Source organism: Ruegeria sp. CDSB136, assembly GCF_059610965.1.
The window spans coordinates 26,627-49,735 of sequence record NZ_JBXWOP010000012.1; the positions used below are offsets into that span (position 1 = coordinate 26,627).

The 23,109-nt window shown below is 59.1% G+C and carries 20 protein-coding genes; 9 read left to right on the forward strand and 11 right to left on the reverse strand.

The window, feature by feature from the left end; all coding sequences use genetic code 11:
* Window positions 1-99: 99 nt before the first annotated feature.
* A complete protein-coding gene (locus tag AC2FIR_RS13725) occupies window positions 100-873 on the forward strand; it encodes an SDR family NAD(P)-dependent oxidoreductase (protein ID WP_496746209.1) in 774 nt (257 codons plus the stop codon).
* Window positions 873-1,799, forward strand: coding sequence for a 3-hydroxyacyl-CoA dehydrogenase NAD-binding domain-containing protein (locus tag AC2FIR_RS13730; RefSeq protein WP_496746211.1), 927 nt, complete (start codon window positions 873-875; stop codon window positions 1,797-1,799). The genes AC2FIR_RS13725 and AC2FIR_RS13730 overlap by 1 nt, the downstream gene beginning before the upstream one ends.
* A 378-nt stretch (window positions 1,800-2,177) precedes the next feature.
* Here the strand turns inward: AC2FIR_RS13730 and AC2FIR_RS13735 are convergent, their stop codons facing one another.
* From AC2FIR_RS13735 to AC2FIR_RS13745, 3 genes are all read right to left on the reverse strand, one after another.
* Entirely contained in the window at window positions 2,178-4,484 is a 2,307-nt protein-coding gene (locus tag AC2FIR_RS13735; RefSeq protein ID WP_496746213.1) for a Tex family protein, read from the reverse strand.
* A gap of 85 nt (window positions 4,485-4,569) precedes the next feature.
* Window positions 4,570-5,583, reverse strand: a complete 1,014-nt coding sequence (locus tag AC2FIR_RS13740) for an Ldh family oxidoreductase (protein WP_496746215.1) — start codon at window positions 5,581-5,583, stop codon at window positions 4,570-4,572.
* Between the two features lie 74 nt (window positions 5,584-5,657).
* Entirely contained in the window at window positions 5,658-6,596 is a 939-nt protein-coding gene (locus AC2FIR_RS13745) for a c-type cytochrome (RefSeq protein ID WP_496746216.1), read from the reverse strand.
* Window positions 6,597-6,644: 48 nt separating this feature from the next.
* On the opposite strand from AC2FIR_RS13745, the gene AC2FIR_RS13750 reads away from it, so the two are divergent.
* Genes AC2FIR_RS13750 through AC2FIR_RS13760 form a run of 3 tightly spaced genes read left to right on the forward strand, consistent with a single transcriptional unit; the run spans window position 6,645 to window position 9,090 of the window.
* Window positions 6,645-7,217: an RNA polymerase sigma factor gene (locus AC2FIR_RS13750; protein ID WP_480714123.1), complete on the forward strand. Its 573-nt coding sequence runs from the start codon at window positions 6,645-6,647 to the stop codon at window positions 7,215-7,217.
* Window positions 7,214-7,960, forward strand: a complete 747-nt coding sequence (locus tag AC2FIR_RS13755) for an anti-sigma factor family protein (RefSeq protein ID WP_496746218.1) — start codon at window positions 7,214-7,216, stop codon at window positions 7,958-7,960. The genes AC2FIR_RS13750 and AC2FIR_RS13755 overlap by 4 nt, the downstream gene beginning before the upstream one ends.
* A 50-nt stretch (window positions 7,961-8,010) precedes the next feature.
* Window positions 8,011-9,090 carry a helix-turn-helix domain-containing protein gene (locus AC2FIR_RS13760; protein ID WP_496746220.1) on the forward strand — a complete coding sequence of 360 codons (1,080 nt, stop codon included), beginning with the start codon at window positions 8,011-8,013 and terminating at the stop codon, window positions 9,088-9,090.
* Here AC2FIR_RS13760 and AC2FIR_RS13765 read toward each other — a convergent pair.
* Window positions 9,063-9,953: a LysR family transcriptional regulator gene (locus tag AC2FIR_RS13765; protein ID WP_496746222.1), complete on the reverse strand. Its 891-nt coding sequence runs from the start codon at window positions 9,951-9,953 to the stop codon at window positions 9,063-9,065. The two genes, AC2FIR_RS13760 and AC2FIR_RS13765, sit on opposite strands and share 28 nt — an antisense overlap.
* Before the next feature lie 108 nt (window positions 9,954-10,061).
* Here AC2FIR_RS13765 and AC2FIR_RS13770 point away from each other — a divergent pair, with 108 nt between their 5' ends.
* A complete protein-coding gene (locus AC2FIR_RS13770) occupies window positions 10,062-11,063 on the forward strand; it encodes a sterol desaturase family protein (RefSeq protein ID WP_496762533.1) in 1,002 nt (333 codons plus the stop codon).
* Between the two features lie 69 nt (window positions 11,064-11,132).
* The gene (locus tag AC2FIR_RS13775) at window positions 11,133-11,957 is read left to right on the forward strand and encodes a 3-methyl-2-oxobutanoate hydroxymethyltransferase (RefSeq protein ID WP_170611395.1); all 825 of its coding nucleotides are present in this window, start codon (window positions 11,133-11,135) and stop codon (window positions 11,955-11,957) included.
* Between the two features lie 18 nt (window positions 11,958-11,975).
* Here the strand turns inward: AC2FIR_RS13775 and AC2FIR_RS13780 are convergent, their stop codons facing one another.
* Window positions 11,976-13,280 (reverse strand): UDP-glucose dehydrogenase family protein, encoded by a 1,305-nt coding sequence (locus AC2FIR_RS13780; protein WP_496762539.1) that lies wholly within the window; start codon window positions 13,278-13,280, stop codon window positions 11,976-11,978.
* Window positions 13,281-13,440: 160 nt separating this feature from the next.
* Between AC2FIR_RS13780 and gmd the strand changes: the two genes are divergently transcribed.
* A complete protein-coding gene (gene gmd / locus AC2FIR_RS13785) occupies window positions 13,441-14,565 on the forward strand; it encodes a GDP-mannose 4,6-dehydratase (RefSeq protein ID WP_480523321.1) in 1,125 nt (374 codons plus the stop codon).
* An 11-nt stretch (window positions 14,566-14,576) separates the two neighbouring features.
* The gene (gene fcl / locus AC2FIR_RS13790; RefSeq protein WP_170825029.1) at window positions 14,577-15,554 is read left to right on the forward strand and encodes a GDP-L-fucose synthase; all 978 of its coding nucleotides are present in this window, start codon (window positions 14,577-14,579) and stop codon (window positions 15,552-15,554) included.
* 32 nt (window positions 15,555-15,586) lie between these two features.
* Here the strand turns inward: fcl and AC2FIR_RS13795 are convergent, their stop codons facing one another.
* The 6 genes from AC2FIR_RS13795 to oppB form a co-directional block, all read right to left on the reverse strand.
* On the reverse strand, window positions 15,587-16,663 hold the full coding sequence (locus AC2FIR_RS13795; protein ID WP_496762543.1) for a DUF2793 domain-containing protein: 1,077 nt from the start codon (window positions 16,661-16,663) through the stop codon (window positions 15,587-15,589).
* Between the two features lie 163 nt (window positions 16,664-16,826).
* Window positions 16,827-18,260, reverse strand: a complete 1,434-nt coding sequence (locus AC2FIR_RS13800; protein ID WP_496746231.1) for a mannose-1-phosphate guanylyltransferase/mannose-6-phosphate isomerase — start codon at window positions 18,258-18,260, stop codon at window positions 16,827-16,829.
* 57 nt (window positions 18,261-18,317) lie between these two features.
* The gene (galU, locus tag AC2FIR_RS13805; protein WP_170611383.1) at window positions 18,318-19,211 is read right to left on the reverse strand and encodes a UTP--glucose-1-phosphate uridylyltransferase GalU; all 894 of its coding nucleotides are present in this window, start codon (window positions 19,209-19,211) and stop codon (window positions 18,318-18,320) included.
* A gap of 215 nt (window positions 19,212-19,426) precedes the next feature.
* Window positions 19,427-21,232 carry an ABC transporter ATP-binding protein gene (locus AC2FIR_RS13810; protein ID WP_170807537.1) on the reverse strand — a complete coding sequence of 602 codons (1,806 nt, stop codon included), beginning with the start codon at window positions 21,230-21,232 and terminating at the stop codon, window positions 19,427-19,429.
* A 1-nt stretch (window position 21,233) separates the two neighbouring features.
* Window positions 21,234-22,163 carry an ABC transporter permease subunit gene (locus AC2FIR_RS13815; RefSeq protein WP_170611380.1) on the reverse strand — a complete coding sequence of 310 codons (930 nt, stop codon included), beginning with the start codon at window positions 22,161-22,163 and terminating at the stop codon, window positions 21,234-21,236.
* Window positions 22,164-22,173: 10 nt separating this feature from the next.
* Entirely contained in the window at window positions 22,174-23,097 is a 924-nt protein-coding gene (gene oppB / locus AC2FIR_RS13820) for an oligopeptide ABC transporter permease OppB (protein WP_039543927.1), read from the reverse strand.
* Window positions 23,098-23,109 lie beyond the last annotated feature (12 nt).

The window sequence follows — 23,109 nt, forward strand, 5'->3', positions numbered from 1 at the left end:
AAGCTGTGTAATCATCCGGACCGCTCCATCGGCTAAACTGGATATCAACCGGGACGGCGCCGAGATCGTGCGCAGCGCAATGTTAGGGCCTGTCGGAAAATGTCCGCGTGGCAAGGCAATGGTGGCGAACTGATGCGGCTGGCTGGAAAAAGAGCACTTGTGACCGGTGGCCGCCAAGGCATCGGGCGCGGGATTGTCGAGGCCTTTCTGCGCGAGGATGCGACGGTTTCGACCTGCGGGCGTGGCCCGAGGCCCGAAGGGCTGCCAGACAGTGTCACTTGGTACCCGCTGGACGTCACGGACGCCGCTGCCGTCGAGGAATTGGCCATTGCGACGGACGGGATGGATATTCTGGTCAACAATGCCGGCGTTCAGGTCGAAAGAACGGTGGCTGACAGCACCGACGCTGACTGGGAAACCGTGATCGGGACCAATTGCCGGGGCGTGTTCAATATGTGTCGCGCATATATCCCCCGAATGCCCCAAGGCGGGTCGATCATCAACATCGGCTCGATCTCGGGGCAGGTCGCGGATCCTTCGATGGCGCTTTACAATGCGTCCAAGGCCTTTGTGCATGGGCTGACCCGGTCGATTGCCGTGGATCATGGTCCCCGAATACGCTGTAACGCAATCTGCCCGGGCTGGATCGAAACGGGCATGTTGGATGCAGGTTTCGACCTTGCATCAAACCCCGAGGCCGCGCGGCAGGATGCGCTTGCCCGACATGCGATGCGCCGTTTCGGCAAGCCCGAAGACATCGCCAGCATGGCGGTCTGGCTTGCCTCGGACGAAGCGAGTTTCGCCACAGGCCAGTTGTTTACTGTGGATGGCGGCATGACCGCCGCATCCCCTCTCAATCCGGGATTGTTCTGATGGAGTTCAAACACACGGCCTGCCTTGGCGGCGGGGTGATCGGCGCCAGTTGGGCGGCCTTGTTTCTGGCATCCGGCCGTTCGGTCGCGATGTTCGACCCGGCCTCCGATGTTGAGCGTAAGGTGCGCGACTACATCGAAACGGCGTGGCCCACGATGACCGAGCTTGGGTTGACCAAAGATGGCACGCCCGACGCGATCACCTTCCATACAAACGCGACCAGCGCGGTCGAAGGCGCCGGATTCGTGCAGGAAAACGTGCCTGAGCGGCTGCCGGTCAAGCATGAAACCTTTTCCGTGATCGAGCCCGCCCTGGCCCCCGGTGCAATTGTCGCCAGTTCGGCGTCCGGCCTGACTCTGGGCCAGATGCAGCCCGGCTGGAAGGATCCCTCGCGTTTTGTGCTGGGCCATCCGTTCAATCCGCCGCACCTGATCCCCTTGGTCGAGGTGTTGGGAAACGACAAAACGGCCCCCGGGGTGGTCGAGACGGCGCAGGGATTCTACGAAAGCGTTGGAAAAACAACGATCCGTTTGCGCAAGGAAGTGCCCGGTCACGTGGCCAACCGTCTGCAGGCGGCCATTTGGCGCGAGGCCGTCAGTCTGGTTGTCTCGGGTGTGGCTTCTGTCGAGGATGTCGACAAGGCCGTCTGGGCCGGTCCCGGGCTCAGGTGGGCGGCTATGGGGCCGACCATGCTGTTCAATCTTGGGGCGGGTGAAGGTGGGCTGAAGGCGTTTTGCGATCACTTCGCCGATACGTTCAACGGCTGGTGGGACGATCTGGGTCAGATCCATCTGTCCGATCAGGTCGCTCAACAATTGACCGAGGGCGTTCAGGCCGAAGCAAGGGGCATGACACCGGGCGAGTTGTCGCAAAAACGCGATGCGTTGATTGTAGCCATGCAAAAGTCAATTGCGGGGATGCGTTGAGGAAACGGGTCGTTTCGCGCCGATGTCATGTGACCGCCGAACCGGTGAAGGTGCGGGGCCTTGTCGAGTCAAATCCAACGGTTTTACAACTGGCCAGCAGAAAGCGCAGAAGTCACAGGAAACCTCATAACAAACCTTCGTTAAACAATTAATTGCGCTGGCCTGTTGGTAGATTGCACCATCATACCCGCGCGTATATCTGGACGATCTGTCTGTTGGCACCCGAAACTGTTTCCGTAACCAAACGTCATTCCGCGTGCCATAAATTTTCGAAAAAAATCAAATTTGAGTGCCAGGACTCGACCCAGAACCAACGGCAAGTCCCGCCCACGAAATGGCAGTGCGACCAGCTTGTCACGAAACGCTGGCCAGCGACGTTTAACGGTTTTTGAGCGCGGAGCGCAGAGCGTCACCCAGTGCGCCGTTTTGCGCGTTTCCGCCTGAGCCCGCTCGCTGCGTGTTGCGGTTTTTTGGTTGACCGCTGGCCTTTCCCGCGCCGCGCGAGGTTTGCTCCTGACGCGCAGAGGCGCCTCCGTCCTTGCGCATGGTCAGACCGATCCTTTTACGGGGCACGTCGACCTCCACCACACGAACCCTGACGACCTGACCGGTCTTGACGATCTCGTGCGGGTCTTTGACAAACCGGTCGGCCAGCTGGCTGACATGCACCAGCCCATCTTGATGAACGCCGATATCCACGAATGCCCCAAAGGCCGCAACGTTGGTGACGGTCCCTTCCAGCATCATGCCGGGTTTGAGATCAGTGATGTCTTCCACCCCGTCGGTGAATGAGGCGGTCACAAAGCTTGGGCGCGGGTCGCGTCCGGGCTTTTCCAGCTCGGAAAAAATGTCCCGTACCGTCGGCAGACCAAAGCGGTCGTCGACGAACTGCTCGGCCCGCAGACCTTTCAGGGCGCCGTCATGTCCCATGATTTGCCGAATGTCACGTCCACATGCCGCCACGACGCGGCGCGCGACGTCATAGGCCTCGGGGTGGACCGAGGACGCGTCCAGCGGGTCGGCCCCGTCGCGGATACGCAGGAAGCCCGCACTTTGTTCGAAGGCCCGCGGACCAAGACGGGCGACATCCAGCAGCTCTTTGCGGGATTGAAACGCGCCATGCAGGTCGCGATGCATCACAATCGCTTCGGCCAGCCCAGGCCCCAGACCGGAAACATGCGACAGCAACGGGGCCGAGGCCGTGTTCAGGTCGACGCCCACGGCGTTCACCACATCCTCGATCACGGAATCAAGCGATTGGGAAAGGCGGTGCTGGTCGACGTCGTGCTGGTACTGCCCGACACCGATCGATTTCGGCTCGATCTTGACCAATTCGGCCAAGGGGTCCTGCAGTCGCCGGGCGATCGACACCGCGCCGCGTAGTGACACATCGAGGTCGGGAAACTCCCGCGCGGCCAGTTCCGATGCCGAATAGACCGAGGCACCGGCTTCCGAGACCACAACCTTTGTCGGGGCCTTCACCGTCTTAGGCAAAAGGTTCAGCGTGTCAGCTACCAATCGCTCGGTCTCGCGGCTGGCGGTGCCGTTGCCGATCGCAATCAGTTCGATCTTGTGGGCCGAGATCAGGTTCAGGATTGCAGCCTGCGCCCCGCGCAGATCGTTTTTGGGCTGGAACGGATACAAGGTATCCGTGGCTACCACTTTCCCGGTTGCATCCACCACAGCCGCCTTAACGCCGGTACGAATTCCGGGGTCCAGACCCAGCGTTGCGCGTGCGCCGGCAGGCGCCGCGAACAGAAGGTCCTTGAGGTTGCGGGAGAACACCTGAATGGCCTCTTCCTGCGCCCGGCCGCGCAGGTCCGCCATCAGTTCGACCATCATCGACAGTGACAGTTTCACCCGCCAGGTCCAGCCCGCCACCTTGCGAAGCCATTTATCTGCCGGCCCATCGCTGCGTGTCTGCAGATGTGCGGCCACAATCGCTTCGGCCCGTGTTGCGCCGGTTTCGGGTTCGGGCGCGATGTCCAGCGTCACGATCCCCTCTTTCGAGGCGCGTAGCATTGCCAGCGCGCGATGCGAGGGCACTTTGGACCACAGCTCGGAATGGTCGAAGTAATCGCTGAATTTCGCGCCTTCCTGCTGCTTGCCTTCAATCACCTTTGCGCTCAGCACTGCCTCGCGTTGCATGAAGCTGCGCAGTTCACCCAGCAGCGAAGCATTTTCGGTCAGGCGTTCAGTGATGATGTCGCGGGCACCGTTCAGCGCGTCCCTGGTTGTAGGTACCGCATCGCTCACAAAACCTTGGGCCAGGGCTTCAGGGTCGGCAGAACGGTCGGCCAGAATGGCATCGGCCAGCGGCTCCAGCCCGTTTTCGCGGGCGATCATCGCCTTGGTCCGACGTTTGGGTTTGTACGGCAGATAGATGTCTTCCAGCTGCGCTTTGGTGTCGGCTTGCGCGATGGATTTGGCCAGGTCTTCGGTCAGCTTTCCCTGATCCTTGATTGAGTTCAGGATGCTGTCGCGGCGGGTATCCAGTTCGCGCAGATAGGTCAGGCGGTCCGACAGAACCCGCAACTGCGTATCATCCAGCCCGCCCGTCGCCTCTTTCCGGTAACGGGCGACAAAAGGCACGGTGGCCCCTTCGTCCAACAGCTTGACCGCTGCGCCCACCTGTTCGGGACGCGCGTTGATCTCGGTAGCGATAGTGCGGGCGATGCGGTCCAATGAGGCCTCCTGAACTACGGTTGGAAGGACTTCTTATCCAGCGCCGCCCAAGAGGGGAAGAGGTGAAAACGACCCGCCTCTACAGTTACAACAAAGCCTGCAAATCGTCGTACAGGTTTTTGGAGATTTCGACATACCCGCGTGCAGTATTGCGGGCGCGGGCCGCAAATCGCCGCTGCGACGGCAACCGCGCGCCCTGATCCAGAATGTCGGCAAAAAGCCGTTCGGCCCTTGCGTCGTTCTCCTGCGTTTTGCCGCCGCTGAACTGATCGGGGTCAAATGCCAGAATGATCTCGCCGTGATAGGGCGCACCGCCCGCGCCCTCGGCAAACGCCATGCTTTCCAGACTGGTCAGGTCGTCGATCAGGGGGCCGGCCAGCAACTCGATCATGATCGACAAGGCTGACCCCTTGTAGCTGCCGAAGGTCAGCATGGCACCGTCCATGGCCGCCTTAGGATCAGTAGTCGGATTGCCGTTTTTGTCGATGGCAACGCCCTCGGGCAGCGGTTTTCCTGCCCTTCTATAGAGTTCGATCTCACCGCGGGCAAAGGCGCTGGTGGCGAAATCGAAGGTGAACGGATCTTTTCCTGACAGGGGCCAGCTGAAGGCGAGCGGGTTGGTGCCCAGACTGCCGCGTGTTCCGCCTGCGGGGGCCACCCACGAATGGCTGGGAACCATTGCCATCGCGGCAAGCCCGGCCGATGACAGGCGTTCTACTTCGGGCCAGAGCGCAGAGAAGTGAAAGCACCGATTGATCGCCATCGCGGCGATACCGTGGGTCCGGGTCTTTTCAAACAGAACCGGCAAGGCCTGCTGAAACGCCAGCAGCGACATGCCGCCCTGGGCATCCACGCGAACGATCGCGTTGTCTGACGGGACCAAAACCGGCGCGGCATGGCCATCGATCTTGCCCGCCTGCATTGTCTCGGTACACATGAACAGGCGAAACAGTCCGTGTGACTGGCAATCATCGATCTGGCAAGTGGTAAGCATGTCTGCGATGGCCGCTGAGTGGGCTGATCCAAACCCGGATTTTATGAGTACGCTCAGGCTTAGCTGCCGGATTTCGTCCAGATTTAGTTTGACCGTATCGCTCATGCCTGTCCCCTGTGCCAGTAGTTCAGCACAAGGGATAGCGTGGCAACCCAACGATTGAAAAGCGGGATTTCGGTTCAGCCCTGCGATTCAGATTGCAGATAGGCGATGAGATCGGTGATCTCTGTCTGGTTCTTCAGTCCGGGAAACTGCATCCGGTTGCCGGGAACGGTGTTTTTCGGATCGGACAGAAACGCGCTGAGCGCGCCTGCCGTCCAGACAATTTCAGAGGTCTGCAAGGGGCCGGAGTATTTGAAACCGTCGCTCCGACCCGCTGTCGCGCCGATGATCCCGTGCAGCGAGGGGCCGACCCCGTGGCGGCCCTCTTGCAACTGATGACAGGCCTTGCATTTGCGATAGACCTTTTTGCCAGCCTTAATGTCGCCCTCGATGGCGGCGAGGGTGATCGGGGCCGAGGGTCCTGCCTCGGCCTTTTTGTCGTCCTTGTTGAAGATCAGTCGCGCGGTGATCGGCACGGTTCGGGTAATGCCCGGCAGGTCCGCCAGTTCCATCAGCGTATCGATCCCGGCGTTGACGCCTGCATCTTCCGTGCTGAGGAAAACCATATCGTTGGTTGAGACCATGACCGAAGTTTCGGACAGGCGCGCTACGAACATTTCGGCATCGAACGCGACGTCCGTGCCTGCCAGCGACAAGATGGCCTCGGCATCGATGGTGGTGGTTTCGCCCACGCCAAGACTCGAGACCTCATCCATATCGAACTGGGCCGTCAGCGTTGCGCTTCCGGCTTTGCGAAACACGTATTCGATCATCCGTTCATTTCGAATGTCGATATTCGTTTCGACTGAAGACAGGTCGATCTTAATGTCAGCCTTGCCATCGGGGCTGACGTGACCGCTGAGACGGGTAAAGCTGTTGACCTCGCCCACCGTGTCTTTCTTGATCGAGCCATATGCCAGGTGCGAGCCTTCCGGGGCCAGTGTCCAGCTGTCCGCCAGCGCCGGGCCTGCAACAATTGCCGACGCAATCGTGACTGCTGCAGGCAGAAGTTTCATTTCTTTCCTCCTGAGTCTGTGTCAATCCTGACCCCGCGGGCCCGGTCCGTGAAAAACAAACACACACAGGTCGCAAATTATTCGATGAGTGGTGAGATCAGTTCTGAACAGGCTGTGCGCGGCGCGATCCAGATACATTCGAAACGTGTCTGGCGGTTTGGTCTGGCGTTGTCCGGTGCATCTGACGTGGCCGACGACCTTCTGCAATCCACATGTCTGCGCGCGTTGGAACGGCACCATCAGGTTACCTCGCATGACCGGCTGGACAGTTGGCTGATGACGATCTGCCGCTCGATCTGGCTGAATGAGGTACGAGCGCGCTCGGTCCGCAAGGCGCAGGCGCTGTCCGTCACGCCTGAGGCGGATTTAATTGCACCCGGAAACGATTCTGAGACGAATATTTTCGCCACTGAAGTGTTTACACAGGTGATGCAACTGCCAGAAGCGCAGCGCGAGACGGTAATGCTTGTGTTTGTCGAAGGCTATAGCTACCGCGAGGCTGCCGCGTTGCTGGAGGTGCCGATAGGGACAATCATGAGCCGGCTTTCCAATGCCCGGCAGAAACTGAAAAACGTGATGCAGCAAGACGCAGCGGATGTCGTTCGACGGAGTGGCAAATGAAGTTTTCCGACGAGACGCTAATGGCGTATCTGGAAGGCACCCTGGACGAGGGTGAGGCCCGCGCGATCGAAGAAGCGGTTGCGGATGACCCTGCATTGGAACAACGTCTGATGGCGCTGGACCCGTTTGCACCGGTGGTGAAGCAGGTGTTCGAGGCGATGCCTGCCCAAACGCCGCACGTCGATTTGCCGGATACCTACGCATCAACATCTGCAAGCTCGGTCGCTGGCTCATGGCGTCTGCTTGCCGTTGCGGCTTCGGTTGCTGTCATTGCGGTGTCGGCGACGTTCTGGGCAACGCGCCCGGCCGAGATGGGCTGGGCGGAACAGGCCGCGATCTATCAGTCGCTATACGTGCCGGATACGATTGCAACGCTGGACAACTCTCCTGCCGCGCTGGATGTGCAATTCGCACAGGCCGAGGAACAGCTTGGACGGTCCCTGAACCGTAATGCGCTCGAGGCGCTGCCGGGCCTTGATCTGAAGCGGGCGCAGGTCCTGTCGTTCAAGGGCAAACCTCTGATCCAGATTGTATTTGCGGATGCGCAGGGGCAGCCTTTGGCCTTTTGTGTCATTCGGCAGGGCCCGGGGGCCCCGAACAAGGACGTAAAACAGGCGGTTCTCAGCGGGTTGGCCACGGCCACATGGGCGCAGGGTGGCTATGGTTACATGCTGCTGGGCAGCGACACGCAAACTGACCTTGGTGGGCAGTTGGACACGTTGACTGCGCTGTTTGCTGGCTGAGCCGCGAAATAGCCTTGTGAACCCGCGAATTTGCCCGAAGAATAGCGGGCATGAAGCCCCGAACCGTCCTTCCTGACCCGGATGATGAGGCCGATCCGCTCGGCCCGCCAAGTATCTATGACGCGGACCCGTCCGAGGACGAAGACCTTTGGTTCCTGCCTCCGGACGAAGATGAAGCGCTTCCGGACTATCTGCCGCCCGGAACGCGGATGCAGGAACGCCTGCTGTTCGATCCACGCGACTGGTATGAAGGGCAGTCGGAGTTGTCCAATGAACTGGCCGATGTCGCGGTCACCTTCGGCGCGTTGGACGAGCGTCTGCGGGCGGGGCCCAAAGGATGGGGCCATCGTCTGGCCTTGATGGAAGTGTCTGACCTGGGTTGGTGGACGGGGGACCGGATCAGCGCCGATCGTCTGGCGCTGTGGACGGGTTTGCGGCTGGGCTCGACCGGCGATGACATTCAGGCCCTGTTTCGCGCGGGCTGGGCCGTGCGCCGCCTGACGACAGGTGCCGACCCGTCAGAAGGCGGGTGGGAGTCCGGATTGACCGCGTTTCTGGACCGAATGGGTCAGGGGGTCGAAGAAGTACCCGAAGCAGTGGCCGATCTGGCTGACGTCATGCGCAACACGGACAGTTTGCACCCGATAACGCAGGCAGCAGTTGGGTTTCACGCATGGCGCAGTCTGGCGCAGGGCATCGGACAGGATACCGAGGCGGCAATCATAGCCGCGCGCCTTGCCGCGAAGATGGGGCGGGGCGGGGCACTGTTTCTTCCACTTGCGCTGTCCGGCCCGGGCGCGTTGCGCGGGACTGGCGAGCCGAGAGAAAAACTGGAGGCATGGCTGAGCGGAGCAGGGCAGGCGGTTCTGGCCGCACTGCTGCATCTGGATCGTGTCAGCGCGTGGGAACAGCGCGCGCGTGACGCCACGCAGGATCTGAGCGGCCGGACGCCTCCGCTATTGCTTGACGCGTTGACGGCCTGGCCCATGATATCGGCACCTTTGGCGGAGGAACTGACCCAAGCCTCGCGTGCGGCGGTTCAGAGAAACCTCGACCGTTTCACGCGTCGCGGCCTGATCCGGGAGGTCACGGGGCAAGGACGTTACCGCGTCTGGACGGCTGCACTATAGTCCAGCAGCCAATCGCGAAACATACGAGCCGGAGGACGCAGCGCGGTGCGCGATGGATAGATCAAATGATAGGCTTCCTGTCCCGGAACACTGATACCGGGCAGGCAGGGGACAAGTCCCGACAGTTGCATTATCCTGTCCGATGCGGGCGCGCGGGCCAGCGCAATGCCGCCGCCACTGGCCGACAACTCGGCCGCCATCAGGGAATTGTCGGCGAAGAAATAGCGGGCTTGACCGGCGGGCAGGCGCAAGGCCTCGAACAGGTGCGGCCAGCTTGCGCGGTGTGTTGAGACCTCGATCAAGGTGAACTTGAACAGGTCCTGGGGCGATCTGATCTGCGCGGCTGTCTCTGGCGGAGCGATCGGGAAAAGGCGCTCTTTCAGCAACTCGTCCCATTCGGTGTTCAATAGGGCCGGATTGCCGAACACGATTTGCAGATCAGAAAACTGGTTTGCGAAATCCGTGATCATGTTGCCTGTGGACAGTGACAAGTTGATGCGAGGTTGCTCTGCCTGAAAGGCGGGCAGACCACTGGCAAGAACCCCATGTGCAAACAGCAGAACGGATTGAACATAAAGCCGTTGTTCCCGTGTTTCCCCGAACAGCCCCGTCGTTGCTGTTTCCAACATCAGCAGCGATTGCTGAACCGATGGCAGATAGGCGCGGCCTGCCTCGGTCAGTGTCACTGCGTGGGGGTGGCGGTGAAACAGTGGCGTTCCAAGGCGGGTTTCCAGCGCCTTGACCTGCTGGCTGACGGCGGCGGCGGACATGTTCAGCTGTGCGGCCGCGCGGGAAAAGCTTTCGGTGCGTGCTGCTGCTTCGAAAACGCGCAGCCAGTTCAGCGAGGGAATTCGGGTTGCCATGAAATCAGGCTAAGCAAAACTTAGGCTGACCGGCAAGACAATAAGTTCTGAGCTTTCCCTCACAGATCCTAAGGTGGCGATCAGCAAATTGAACAGACGAGCCACATCATGTCGGATTCATCACTCCAGCCGCGCCCAAAGCGCAAGATCTGGAACTATACCCCGCAATTGCCAATTCAGACCTCGCCCTATTGGGACTGGCCGATGAAGCCTCTGGCCACCTTGCGATACCTGCTGCAAAGCTGGAATCCCTTGGCGCTGCGCGCGTTGCTTTTGGTCTTCGCGATCATCACGTGGACCTATCTGACCCCGTCTCTGGCCCGGGTCGAAACGCTGAGCTGGGATTGGGTGGCCGAGATCTGGTTCCGCAATTTCTGCATCCTTATGGTGGTTGCGGGCGGCTTGCATTTGGCCTTGTGGAAATTCCGCACCCAGCAGGACGAATACCGATATGACATGCGCCCGATGATGAAAGGCGCCAAGGTCTTTACCTTCAAAAACCAGGTCTGGGACAACATGTTCTGGACCCTGGGTCCGGCGCTGACATTCTGGACGTTCTGGGAATGCTTCATTCTGTATGCCTACGCCAATGGGTGGGTGACGATGATTTCCCTTGATGGCAATCCGATCTGGTTCATTGCCATGGTTGTGTTCATTCCGATCTGGGCAGGTTTCCATTTCTACTGGCTGCACCGGCTGCTGCATGTCGGCCCGCTTTATACCAAGGTGCACGCCTGGCATCACCGCAACATCAATACCGGACCATGGTCAGGTCTGGCGATGCATCCGGTCGAAAGCTTCTTTCTCATGTTCGACACGATGATTTTCTTCCTGCTGCCGTCTCACCCGATCCACGCCATCTTTCTGCTGTTTCACCACGGGATTGGCGCGCCGACCTCTCATGCCGGGTTCGAGCACGTGAAGTTCGGCAACAAGGGTAAATTCCTGGTCGGCGACTTTTTTCATCAGCTGCACCACAGGTTCTTTGACTGCAATTACGGCACCTGGGAAACGCCGTGGGATGAGTGGTTCAATACTTTCCATGACGGAACCGACCAGGGCAACGAGATGGTCAAGGAACGCCGCCGTAAGATCTGGGCAGCCGAGTAAGCCAACCGAAAACGGGTATTGCCGGGTCTTATTGGGCCCGGCAACTGCTATCTGAAAACAGGAAAGATCATGAAAAACATCTATACTTTCGGCCGCCGCCCGGCCCGGCGAAACTATACCGTCAAGGATCTGCTGGACCTGAAGAAAACCGGCCGGCGCCTGACGATGTGCAACCCGGCGAACGAGGCCGAGATACAGGCCTGCGTCGATGCGGGGATCGACCTGCTGACGCTGTGGGATGTGCACCTGGACATGGCGCGTGAGATTGCACCGAACCATTTTGCAGGTACTGCCATGAACTGGGGCCAGTTCGCCACCAATGACGAGATCATGCGCCATGCCATCGAGTGTATGGAAAAGGGCGCGGACATGTATTTCACCAACCGCTCGTACGACGTGGTGGAAATGCTGGCGCGTGAAAGCATTCCGGTTCAGGTTCATATGGGGCTGGTTCCGTCGCTCAGCCATTGGGCCGGGGGATTGCGAGCCTTTGGCCGTACCGCCGATGAGGCGATGCAGATCTACAAGACCTTCAAGCGCTATGAGGACGCAGGCGCGATGGCCTGCGAAATCGAATGTGTCGCCGAAGACACGTTGAACCTGCTGAACGACAAAACTTCGATCGTCACGGTTTCATTGGGGTCGGGCAATGCGGGTGACGTGATTTTCCTGTTCATGGCCGATATTTGCGGCGAAGCGGAAAATCCTCCGCGTCACGCCCATGCCTTTGGCAATCTGGGCCGTCTGCACAAGCAGATGTATCACGAGCGGGTCGCGGCGCTGAAGGAATTTCAATCCGAGGTGCAGGCCAAAGCCTTTCCATATCCGGCGCAGTCCATTGGGATGCACGAAGGTGAGATGGCAAAACTGCAGGAACAGTTGGATAAGGTCTGATGGATAAGTCGGGCGCGTTCAGCGCCCGACACCTACATAGGTATCAAAACCGGATTTCAACGCGGTGCTGCCGGAATAGACGTTGCGCAAATCGACCATCCTTGCGGTTTTCATGGTCCCGGCCAGTTCCGTCAGGTTCAGTGCGCGAAATTCGTTCCATTCCGTCAGGATAACCACCGCATCCGCATCCTTTGCCGCGGTATACGGATCGTCAGACCATTCGACGCCGGGCAACAGTGCTTCACCCTCGGATCGGCCCTGAGGATCAACAACGCGGACCTTTGCACCACCGCCGATCAGGGCAGGGACAATGGTCAGTGACGGAGCATCCCGCATGTCGTCGGTATTTGGTTTGAACGTCACGCCCAGAACGGCGATGGTCTTGCCGTTGAAACTGTCGTCACAGGCGTCCCGGATCTTGCCGATCATGCGTTTCTTGACCTCGTCGTTCACGCGAATGACGGTTTCGGTGATCTGCATCGGGTGCGCATGCTCCTGCCCGATCCGGGCCAGCGCAGCGGTGTCCTTGGGAAAACACGAACCGCCATAGCCGGGGCCTGCGTGCAGGAACTTGTTGCCGATCCGGCCATCCAGGCCAATGCCGCGCGCCACTTCCTTGACGTCGCCCCCCGCCTTTTCACACAGGCCCGCGATTTCGTTCATGAAGGTGATTTTGGTCGCAAGAAAGGCGTTCGCCGCGTATTTGATCATCTCGGCGCTTTCCAGATCGGTGGTCAGGATCGGGAAATCGCGCAAATAGAGCGGGCGGTAGATTTCGGCCATCACGTCTGCCGCGCGGTCGCTTTCGACGCCGACAACCACACGGTCGGGGCGCATGAAGTCGTCAATTGCGGCACCCTCGCGCAAAAACTCGGGGTTCGAGGCGACGTCGAAATCGGCTTGGGGATTTGCGGCAGAAACGACCTGATGCACCCGGCGATTGGTTCCGACCGGAACGGTCGATTTGGTGACAACAACGGTGTAGCCGGTTATGGCCTGTGCGATCTCTTCTGCGGCGGCCATCACATAAGTCAGGTCCGCGTGTCCGTCGCCCCGGCGGGTGGGTGTCCCGACAGCTATGAAAACGGCATCCGCGCCATCGACAGCTGAAGTCAAATCAGTGGTAAAGCTCAGCCGGCCGGCCGCCACGTTCTTGGCCATAAGCACATCAAGGCCCGGCTCATAAATCGGAACCTTTCCGGCCTGCAGCATCTCGATTTTTTCCCGGGCCTTGTCGACGCAGATCACGTCATGGCCAAAATCCGAGAAACAGACACCGGATACCAAACCGACATAGCCAGCTCCGATCATTGCAATACGCATTCGTTAAAATCCTTCTTACCAATTACCAAGTCTGGCGACCGCACATTCGAAGAATCTTCCGCCGGATTCAATGCCTGACTGTGACCTTGGCTTGCATTCCATGGTTTCTTGCTGTTTTTGAGACGCTAAACTGACACATTGATATTTGTGAGGCGCAGATATGACCAAAAAGGCATTGATTACCGGTATCACGGGCCAGGATGGGTCGTATCTGGCCGAGTTTCTGTTGGAAAAGGGCTATGAGGTTCACGGAATCAAACGGCGGGCTTCGTCCTTCAACACGCAGCGCATCGATCACATTTATCAGGATCCGCATGTACCGAACCCGAAGCTGCATTTGCATTACGGGGACCTGAGCGACACCTCGAATCTGACCCGGATCATGCAGGAGGTGCAGCCTGACGAGGTCTACAACCTTGGTGCACAGTCTCATGTTGCCGTCAGTTTTGAAGCTCCGGAATACACCGCCGATGTGGATGCAATTGGCACCCTGCGCCTGCTTGAAGCGATCCGGTTTCTCGGGCTCGAGGACAAGACGCGGTTCTATCAGGCCTCGACGTCGGAATTGTATGGCCTGGTTCAGGAAACACCGCAGCGGGAAACGACGCCGTTTCACCCCAGATCGCCCTATGCGGTGGCCAAGCTGTATTCCTACTGGATCACGGTGAACTACCGCGAGGCTTATGGTCTTTATGCCTGCAACGGAATTCTGTTCAATCATGAAAGCCCACGCCGAGGCGAAACCTTCGTGACGCGCAAGATCACCCGCGGTCTGGCCAACATCGCGCAGGGGCTTGAGGATTGCCTTTATATGGGCAACATCGACAGTTTGCGCGACTGGGGACATGCCAAGGATTATGTCCGTATGCAGTGGATGATGTTGCAACAGGACAATCCCGAGGATTTCGTGATTGCAACCGGCAAGCAGTATTCTGTGCGTCAATTCGTTGAATGGTCAGCGGCTGAACTCGGCATTTCGCTGAAGTTTTCGGGCGAAGGGGTGGATGAGGTTGCTACGGTCACCGCCATTGAAGGCAACGATGCGCCGGCTTTGAAACCCGGTGATGTCATCCTGCGGATCAACCCCCGTTATTTCCGCCCGGCCGAGGTGGAGACGCTGTTGGGTGATCCGTCAAAGGCGAAACAGAAGCTCGGGTGGGAGCCGGAGTTGACTGTGCAGGAAATGTGCGCCGAGATGGTTCTGGAAGACCTGAAAACAGCCAAACGCCATGCGCTGTTGAAAGAGCACGGGTTCGAGCTGCCGGTCAGCCTGGAAAACGGCTGAGGGGGGACGCCATGCGCAAGATCTACGTAGCAGGGCATCGCGGCATGGTCGGCGGTGCCATCCTGCGCCGGTTGCAGGATCGTCAGGCTGGGGGTGAAGCGATTGAGCTTGTGACCCGAACGTCAGCCGAGCTCAATCTGACGGACCAGACAGCTGTGCGGGAATTCATGCAGGTTGAACGACCCGATGTGGTCATTTTGGCGGCGGCCAAGGTTGGCGGCATTCACGCCAACAATACGTACCCCGCTGATTTCATTTATGAAAACCTGATGATTGAATGCAATGTGATTCATCAAGCCTTTTCGGCCGGGGTCACAAGCCTGCTGCAACTGGGCAGTTCCTGCATCTATCCACGCGCAGTTCCGCAGCCGATGCGGGAAGATGCATTGCTGACGGGCGTGTTAGAGCCGACAAACGAACCGTATGCGATTGCCAAGATCGCGGGGATCAAGCTGTGCGAAAGCTACAACCGTCAACACGGTGTCGACTACCGCTCGGTCATGCCCACGAACCTCTATGGTCCGGGGGACAATTTCCACCCCGAAAACAGCCATGTTCTGCCTGCCCTGATCCGGCGGTTTCACGAGGCAAAGCGCGACGGGCTGGACGAGGTTGTGATATGGGGAACCGGAAAACCGAGACGCGAGTTCCTGCATGTGGATGACATGGCCGAGGCGTCGCTGTTCGTCCTCGACCTGCCGCGCGACAAATATGAGGCAAACACGCAACCGATGCTGAGCCACATCAATGTTGGCACCGGCTCGGACATCTCGATTGCTGAACTGGCGGTGCTGGTGGCTGAAGTCACCGGGTTTGAGGGGCGGATCACACAGGATGTGTCCAAACCCGACGGCACGATGCGCAAGCTAATGGATGTGACCCGCCTGGCGGATATGGGCTGGCGCGCAAGCGTAGAGCTTGAGGATGGTTTGCGCGAGACTTATGCGTGGTTTCTTGAACAGAACGACGCAGATCTGCGTTCAAAGTGATTGCCCGGACTAAGGCCCGGGCAGCCTGATGTTCAGAACCAGCGACCAATTGCAATGGCCGTTGGCGCGTGCGTGGCTGCATCCGAGGATGCAGACAATACCTTGTAGGTCACCTGCGTTTTTGAAGGCGAAGCGAAGCCCACAAACCGGGATGCCGCACCCCCTGAGCCACTGATGACTGGAGCCGACCCCGGGGCGAAGCTTACAGGGAAGGTCCAGGTGTCTGTATTGCTTGCAAACATCGTCCCTTCGGCGGTGGTACACGCAACGGCATTCAATGCGGCGTTGCAGATCTGCGTTCCATCGGCAAAACGAACATAGTCACAATTTGCTGTACTGCCCCGTTCGATCACCGCACCAGTTGGAACGCCGCCGGATTCGGATACAGACCCCAGCAAATTGCCTGGACCATATCCGTAATCCGCCCGCATCAGGCGGCCTGTCGTTGTGTCGTCGGCACTGGCCTGAACGGCGGCGCCATCCACGATACCGGTGGTCGGATCAAGGCGCAGCGCTTCGGTCCAGCTGCCCCCATCAGGAGAGACCTTGATGGAAAACCCTGTGTTTCCAGCCAACCCCATTTCCGCATGGCCGGTCCAGTTGGACTGGAACAAAAGCGATGCGGTATCACCGGAACCGGCCTTGTTGATCTTGACCTGATGTCCGCCGCAATCATGGCTGAACAGCGTAGCAGGGCCGCGCACTGAAAGGTGATTTGTGTCGTCATAGCTGGTGGCGATGCCGACACCGTTCAGATTCTGTGTCGCCACCGGCGGATCAATCCAGGCAGATCCGTCCCAAATCCTGATCTGGCCAGCGGTCTGATCCCAGGCGCGCCATCCGATGCCGGGGGAAAGGAAGTGCCAGGCGTTGTCCAGCCAGGCTGCAAGGTTACCTGCCTGACCCGCCCATTCATCGGTTGGCGCAGATCCCAGCGCATGAACCTCGCCCTGCTCCGGAACCGGGGGAGGCGTGGTCGCGTTGGTGGCCACCACGCTGAGCTGCACCACGAGATCCAGCCGGCGCAGGGCCTCGTTATGGGTGACGTGTTTCTGGGCCTGCGAAGGTTGAAGAAATGGCAGGTCCAATCGGGGTGAGGTCTGTGACACGGGCGTCCTCCTGTGGCTGTCGGTCCGACAATTGCATTGCGCGCCACCCTGCCGTGGCACACATGAATCCTGTCCGACCGGGCCGAACGCCCGCGAAACGATTTGCTAATTAACTGCTGGTTGCCTGACACAGGGCCAGGAACCGCGTGCGAGAATCGGTCGCCTAGTCGCGCGCGTAGATATCCTCGTAACGGATGATGTCATCCTCACCCAGATATGTTCCGGTCTGCACCTCGATCAGAACCATCGGCACCTTTCCGGGGTTTTCCATCCGGTGCGTGGCACCCAGCGGGATGTAGACCGACTGGTTCTCGGACACGAGGCGCACGTCGTCGTCAATCGTGACTTTGGCCGTGCCTTCCACAACGATCCAGTGCTCCGAGCGATGGTGGTGTGACTGAAGGCTCAGCGCGGCACCGGGATGGACATGGATACGCTTCACCTGAAACCGGTCCCCGATCACAAGGCTTTCGAACCAGCCCCACGGGCGATGATCCACCGGCAGAGATTCCGCCTGCTTCGCGCCTTTCGCTTTAAGTGCAGCGACGGCCAGTTTTACGTCCTGCGCCTTGTCCATGCTGGCCACAAGTACCGCATCGGGCATGGCAACCGTGATCACGTTTTCCAGCCCCATGGCCACAACTTCCTGCGTCGGGGATTCCGACCGGATCAGGACATTGCGGCAATCGATTGCAGTCACTTCTCCGGTTGTGGCGACGCCATCGGCGTCAGGATTGCTCAACTCCTGCACGGCGGACCAGCTTCCGACGTCAGACCAGCCAGCGGCATAGGGCACGACGCTCAGGTTAGTTGCTTTTTCCATGACCGCGTAGTCGATCGAGATATCGTTGACCTCGCTCCAAGCGGTCACATCGAGACGCAGAAATCCAAGGTCGGCCTGCGCATCGGTAACCGCTTTTTGCACCGGCGGGATCAGGTCCGGGGCGTGTTGTTCGAAACTTGCAATGATGTCTTTCACCGCAAACAGGAAAATACCCGAGTTCCAGAGATAGCTGCCATCGGCGACCATTGCCTGGGCGTTTTCGAGATCGGGCTTTTCAACAAACCGGTCCAGCGGAACTGCAGTGTCTGCGTTCGGGGCGTGGCTGAGTTTCAGATACCCATACCCCGTTTCCGGCCGGTCCGGAGTGATGCCGAAGGTCACCAGATCACCGCGTTCGTGGATGGCTTCGACACCTTTGGCAACAGCCGCGTGGAACGCGGCTTTGTCCGGGATCACGTGATCGGAAGGGGCGACAAGCATGATGGCGTCCGGGTTTTCAGCAGCCAGGTATAGCGCAGCCGCCAATACGGCTGGGGCAGTATTGCGGCCCTCGGGTTCGATCAGGACCGGGCCGGGATCGATGCCAATGCCGTTTAGCTGCTCGGGTACAACGAACCGAAACGCTTCATTGGTCAGGATCAGCGGTTTGGCATAAGGCGCGTCAGACGGTCCGCACATCCGCGCGGCACAATCCTGCAACAGGCTGGTTTCGCCAAGCAGCGGCACAAATTGCTTGGGATAGCTCTTGCGGGATAAGGGCCACAGCCGGGTCCCGGAGCCACCGCAGAGAATGACGGGATGGACAGTTGTCATGACGTTTGCCTTTGGATTTCAGTTGCCCTGAAAGAGGGGTTCGGGTTGCGCAAAGGTCTATTGCGCCGCCTTTCCCGCAACAACGACATCATGGAGATACTGGCTCAGATCGTCGCGCAAATCTTTGCGTGCCAACGCAAAGGCCACTGTGGCTTGCAGGAACCCGGATTTGGAACCGCAATCGAACCTCTGACCGTTGAACTTGTATCCAAAAACAGGGACACCGTTCACAATGTCTTCGGCAATCGCGTCAGTCAGCTGGATCTCACCGCCGCTGCCCTTCTTTTTCTGATTGAGGTTATACAGGACCGACGGCCCCAGAATATAACGCCCGATCACCGCCAGGTTGGACGGGGCATCATCGGGGTCTGGCTTTTCGACCATGCCCTTGGTCCGGACAACCGTACCGATATTCTCGCCAACATCGAGAACACCGTAGGAACTGGTTTTGTCCTTGGGAATTTCCATCGCGGCAACCATGTTGCCACCGGTTTCTTCATAGGCCTCGACCATTTGCTGCAGGCAGGGTTTGTCCGCCGCGATCACATCGTCGGGCAGCATGACGGCAAAGGGCTCGTCCCCGATCAGACGCCGGGCGCACCAAACCGCGTGGCCAAGGCCCAGTGCCTTGTGCTGGCGGATATAGGCGATGGCGCCGCTTTCCATGTTGGTTGCGCTCAGGGTTTCCAGCAGGTCGTCCTTGCCCTTGGCTTTGAGTTCCTGTTCGAGCACGAGATTGTGATCGAAATAATCCTCAAGCGCGGATTTCCCGCGCGAGGTGACAAAGATGAATTCGGTAATTCCTGCGGCACGGGCTTCGTCGATGGCGTATTGAACCAGCGGCCGGTCAACCAAAGTCATGATCTCTTTCGGAACTGATTTTGTTGCGGGCAAAAATCGCGTACCCAGCCCTGCAACCGGGAAAATCGCCTTTGTGACCTTACGTGCCATGTTACCTCTCAAATTCAATACGAGCCCGACAGAGTGTGGTGAGGCCGGTCTCTCCTCTTAGGCTGCAATGCCTGAACAATCAACGTCGCCCGGATTCCCAGGCTAGAAGTGATCGGAAAGGTGCCATCTCGATGCGGAGGAGTCAAAACATCCGGTCCAAACCCAGTTCAGAAAAACGTACCCCCGGCGCCTGCAATCAGGCGCCGGAAGCAGTATCAGGACGCCTTCATGATAATCTCCAGCGGATCATGTTCGGCCACGTAGTGATCGGGTGCGATCTCGCTAAGTTGCGGAACATAGTCCGAATGACCGGCCGACAGGCGACTGGGCAGAAACCGCAGGGCCGCCTTCGGATCCATGGGCGACGGCAATTCTCCCGGTAATTTCAGACGTTGGCGTGTCCGCTCCACATCGGGGTCTGGTATCGGTACCGCCGAAATCAGCGACTTTGTGTATGGGTGAACCGGATCGGAACAAATCACTTCGCCATCGCCCAGTTCGACGATACGGCCAAGATACAGGACCATGATCCGGTTCGACACCGCGCGCACTACGGACAGATCATGGCTGATGAAGATCATCGACAGGCCAAATTCCTGTTGCAATTCTCGCAACAATTCCACGATCTGAGCTTGAATGGACACATCCAGAGCCGAAACCGCTTCATCGCAGATGATCAGCTTTGGCTTGTTGATCATCGCCCGGGCGATTCCCACACGCTGGTTTTGTCCGCCAGACAATTCGTGCGGATAACGGTTGATCATGTTCGCCTTGAGGCCGACCCGCTCCATCATCTCGGCGACCAGTTCCTTGCGTTCCCGCTCGGTCAAGTCGGGGCGGTAGGTTTTCAGCGGCTCGGCAATCGAGGCCGAGATCGTCATGCGCGGATCCAGACTGGCCAGCGGATCCTGGAACACGATCTGCAGGTCCTTGCGATACTTGTTCAGCTCTGCCCGTCTCAGTCCGACGATCGGATGCCCCAGCCAGCTGACATTGCCCGCACTGGGCTCGATCAGTTGAAGTACGGCCCGTGCCAGCGTGGATTTTCCGCAACCCGACTCGCCAACAACGCCCAGCGTTTCACCCTTGCGGATATCGAAGCTGACACCGTCGACCGCCTTTAGTGGAACCTTGCGCCCGAACAAACCGCCCTTGACGTGGATCGGGAAGTGAACCTTGACGTTATCGACCTTGAGCAGCGGCTCTTCGACCTTGGCCAAAGCTTTGGGGGCATCACCGGCGTCGATGCGCGGCATCGCCTCAAGCAATGTGCGGGTATATTCATGCTGAGGCGCGCGGAAAATTTCCCGGGTGTCACCGGCCTCGACGAATTGACCAAGCCGCATGACCTGAATGCGGTCGCACATCCGCGCCACGACGCCCATGTCATGGGTGATGAGCGCGATCGCCGTACCCTCGTCCTTTTGCAGTCGAACCATCAGGTCCAGAATGTCGGCCTGTACCGTTACATCAAGGGCGGTCGTTGGTTCGTCCGCGATCAGCAGCTTGGGATTGCATAGCATCGACATGGCGATCATGACCCGCTGGCGCATCCCGCCGGACAACTCGTGCGGGTATTGATCCAACCGGCGCGCGGCTTCGGGGATGCGCACGCGGTCCAGCCAGTCCAGACACCGGGCACGAGCAGCCGAACCTTGCAAGCCTTCGTGAACCTGCAGCACTTCGCGCATTTGCTGGCCGACCCGCAAATGCGGCGTCAGGGCCGTAAGGGGATCCTGAAAGATCATTCCCACATCGGCACCACGGATCTGATTGAGCTTTTGTACCGGCAGGTTCAGGATTTCCTTGCCGTTCAGCATTGCCGACCCGCTCGCGTGGCCTGCAGATGGCAACAGCCCCATCGCGGCCATAAAGGTCTGGCTTTTGCCCGAACCACTTTCGCCAACAATGCCCAGGCACTCACCCGGATTTATGTCGAAGCTGATGCCGTTGACGGCTTCGACCACGCCATCTGGAGTGTCGAACCGGACGCTCAGGTCTTTTACGGAAAACAGGCTCATATCAGCGATCCTTCGGGTCCAGAGCGTCACGCAGACCGTCACCGATGAAGAACATGGTGATGATGATTGCGACATAGAATGTCAGGGGGTACATCAACTGCCACAGCGTGCCATAGCTCATCGTGCCGGCCCCTTCGGCAATCAGACGGCCCAATGAGGTGTAAGGTTCCGAAATCCCGAGACCCAGGAACGAGATGAAGCTTTCGGTCAGGATCATCTCGGGCACCAGTAGCGAGGCATAGACGATCACCACGCCCAGCAGGTTGGGCAGGATGTGTCGGTACATGATGGTAAACTCACTGACCCCGGCGGCGCGGGCGGCCTCGATAAACTCGCGGTTTTTAAGAGTCAGAGTTTGTCCCCGCACGATCCGCGCCATGGTCAGCCAACCGACCGCTCCAAGGGCGATGAACAGCATGAAGAATGACCGTCCCGCCACGACAAGCAGAAGGATGATGACCAGCGTAGCCGGGATCGCCAGCAGGATGTCGACAAAGCGCATCATGACACTGTCGGTACGGCCGCCGATATAACCTGCAGCGATGCCGTAGCAGGTGCCCACGATCAGCGCCGTTGCCGCCCCGATCAGACCCACCAGCAGGGACGTCGTGGTTGCCTGAATGACACGGCTGTACAGATCGCGCCCCAGATCATCGACGCCGAAATAGTGTCCGGTCTCGATGGACGGCATTCCCATGCCGCGCACGTCACCCATGACGTTCCAGTCGATCTCTTCGTTGTTCCAGGCTGCGAAATAGGGTCCGATAATCGTGAACAGGACGATCATCCCCAGAATGAAGACACTGGCCATCGCGGCCTTGTTGCGGACAAAACGCATCCGCGCGTCCTGCCAGAGTGAGCGCCCCTGAATGACCGTGTAATCGGTGATTTCCTCGGCCAGATGGGCGGCTTTTTGAGATTTTCCAAGCATTGCCTGCCCCTCAGTAACGGATTTTCGGATCGAACCAGGCATAGGCCAGGTCGGTAAGCAGGTTCACGACAACGGTCAGCGCGCCGTACAGGATCGTAACCCCCAGCAGCACGGCATAGTCACGCGACAGGGCCGAGCCGACATAGGCCTGACCCAGACCGCCGGTCGAAAAATAGATGTCGACAAAGACCGAGCCGGTCAGCACGTAAACGAAGACCGGTCCCAGATAGGACACGACCGGCAGCAGCGTGGGTTTCAGCGCATGGCGCCAGATCACGGTTCTGGTCGGCAGCCCCTTGGCGCGGGCGGTTCGGATGAAGTTCGAGTTCAGAACCTCCAGCATCGATGACCGGGTAATCCGCGCGATCGAGCCCATATAGGACGTCGCCAGCGCGATGACCGGCATGATCAGGTACTGCCACTGACCGCCATTCCAGCCGCCGCCCGGCAGCCAGCCCAGCCACAGGGTAAAGGTCAGGATAAGGATCGGGCCCATGATGAAGTTGGGCAGCGCTTGCGCCGCGATACCCAGACCAACCGCGAAATAATCGATCCAGCTATTGTGCTTGATCGCGGCGGCAATCCCAAGGCTCACACCGACTGCGGTCGCCACAAGAAACGACAGCGAACCATAGGTCAGCGAGATCGGGAAACCCTGCGCGATGATGTCGTTGACGTCCCGGTCCTTGAACTTGAAGGACGGGCCGAAGTCAAAATGAACGACGATGTTGTAAAGGTAGTCCCACAGCTGCTTCCACAGCGGCTGGTCCAACCCGTACCGCGCCTCGATATTGGCCAGAACCTGCGGCGGCAGCGGCCGTTCCGAGGTGAAGGGCCCGCCGGGCGCGAAGTGCATCAGAAAGAAACAGGCGACGATCAGCAACAGGATCGTCGGAATGGCGACGAGCAATCGCCGCAAACTATAGGCAAGCATTTCATGCCCCCA

Bases quoted from the DNA above. Each gene is read 5' to 3' on its own strand.
- AC2FIR_RS13725 (WP_496746209.1), top strand. From the start codon at position 100: ATGTCCGCGTGGCAAGGCAATGGTGGCGAACTGATGCGGCTGGCTGGA.
- AC2FIR_RS13730 (WP_496746211.1), top strand. From the start codon at position 873: ATGGAGTTCAAACACACGGCCTGCCTTGGCGGCGGGGTGATCGGCGCC.
- AC2FIR_RS13740 (WP_496746215.1), bottom strand. From the start codon at position 5,583: ATGAGCGATACGGTCAAACTAAATCTGGACGAAATCCGGCAGCTAAGC.
- AC2FIR_RS13745 (WP_496746216.1), bottom strand. From the start codon at position 6,596: ATGAAACTTCTGCCTGCAGCAGTCACGATTGCGTCGGCAATTGTTGCA.
- AC2FIR_RS13755 (WP_496746218.1), top strand. From the start codon at position 7,214: ATGAAGTTTTCCGACGAGACGCTAATGGCGTATCTGGAAGGCACCCTG.
- AC2FIR_RS13760 (WP_496746220.1), top strand. From the start codon at position 8,011: ATGAAGCCCCGAACCGTCCTTCCTGACCCGGATGATGAGGCCGATCCG.
- AC2FIR_RS13765 (WP_496746222.1), bottom strand. From the start codon at position 9,953: ATGGCAACCCGAATTCCCTCGCTGAACTGGCTGCGCGTTTTCGAAGCA.
- AC2FIR_RS13770 (WP_496762533.1), top strand. From the start codon at position 10,062: ATGTCGGATTCATCACTCCAGCCGCGCCCAAAGCGCAAGATCTGGAAC.
- AC2FIR_RS13775 (WP_170611395.1), top strand. From the start codon at position 11,133: ATGAAAAACATCTATACTTTCGGCCGCCGCCCGGCCCGGCGAAACTAT.
- AC2FIR_RS13780 (WP_496762539.1), bottom strand. From the start codon at position 13,280: ATGCGTATTGCAATGATCGGAGCTGGCTATGTCGGTTTGGTATCCGGT.
- gmd (WP_480523321.1), top strand. From the start codon at position 13,441: ATGACCAAAAAGGCATTGATTACCGGTATCACGGGCCAGGATGGGTCG.
- fcl (WP_170825029.1), top strand. From the start codon at position 14,577: ATGCGCAAGATCTACGTAGCAGGGCATCGCGGCATGGTCGGCGGTGCC.
- AC2FIR_RS13800 (WP_496746231.1), bottom strand. From the start codon at position 18,260: ATGACAACTGTCCATCCCGTCATTCTCTGCGGTGGCTCCGGGACCCGG.
- galU (WP_170611383.1), bottom strand. From the start codon at position 19,211: ATGGCACGTAAGGTCACAAAGGCGATTTTCCCGGTTGCAGGGCTGGGT.
- AC2FIR_RS13810 (WP_170807537.1), bottom strand. From the start codon at position 21,232: ATGAGCCTGTTTTCCGTAAAAGACCTGAGCGTCCGGTTCGACACTCCA.
- AC2FIR_RS13815 (WP_170611380.1), bottom strand. From the start codon at position 22,163: ATGCTTGGAAAATCTCAAAAAGCCGCCCATCTGGCCGAGGAAATCACC.
- oppB (WP_039543927.1), bottom strand. From the start codon at position 23,097: ATGCTTGCCTATAGTTTGCGGCGATTGCTCGTCGCCATTCCGACGATC.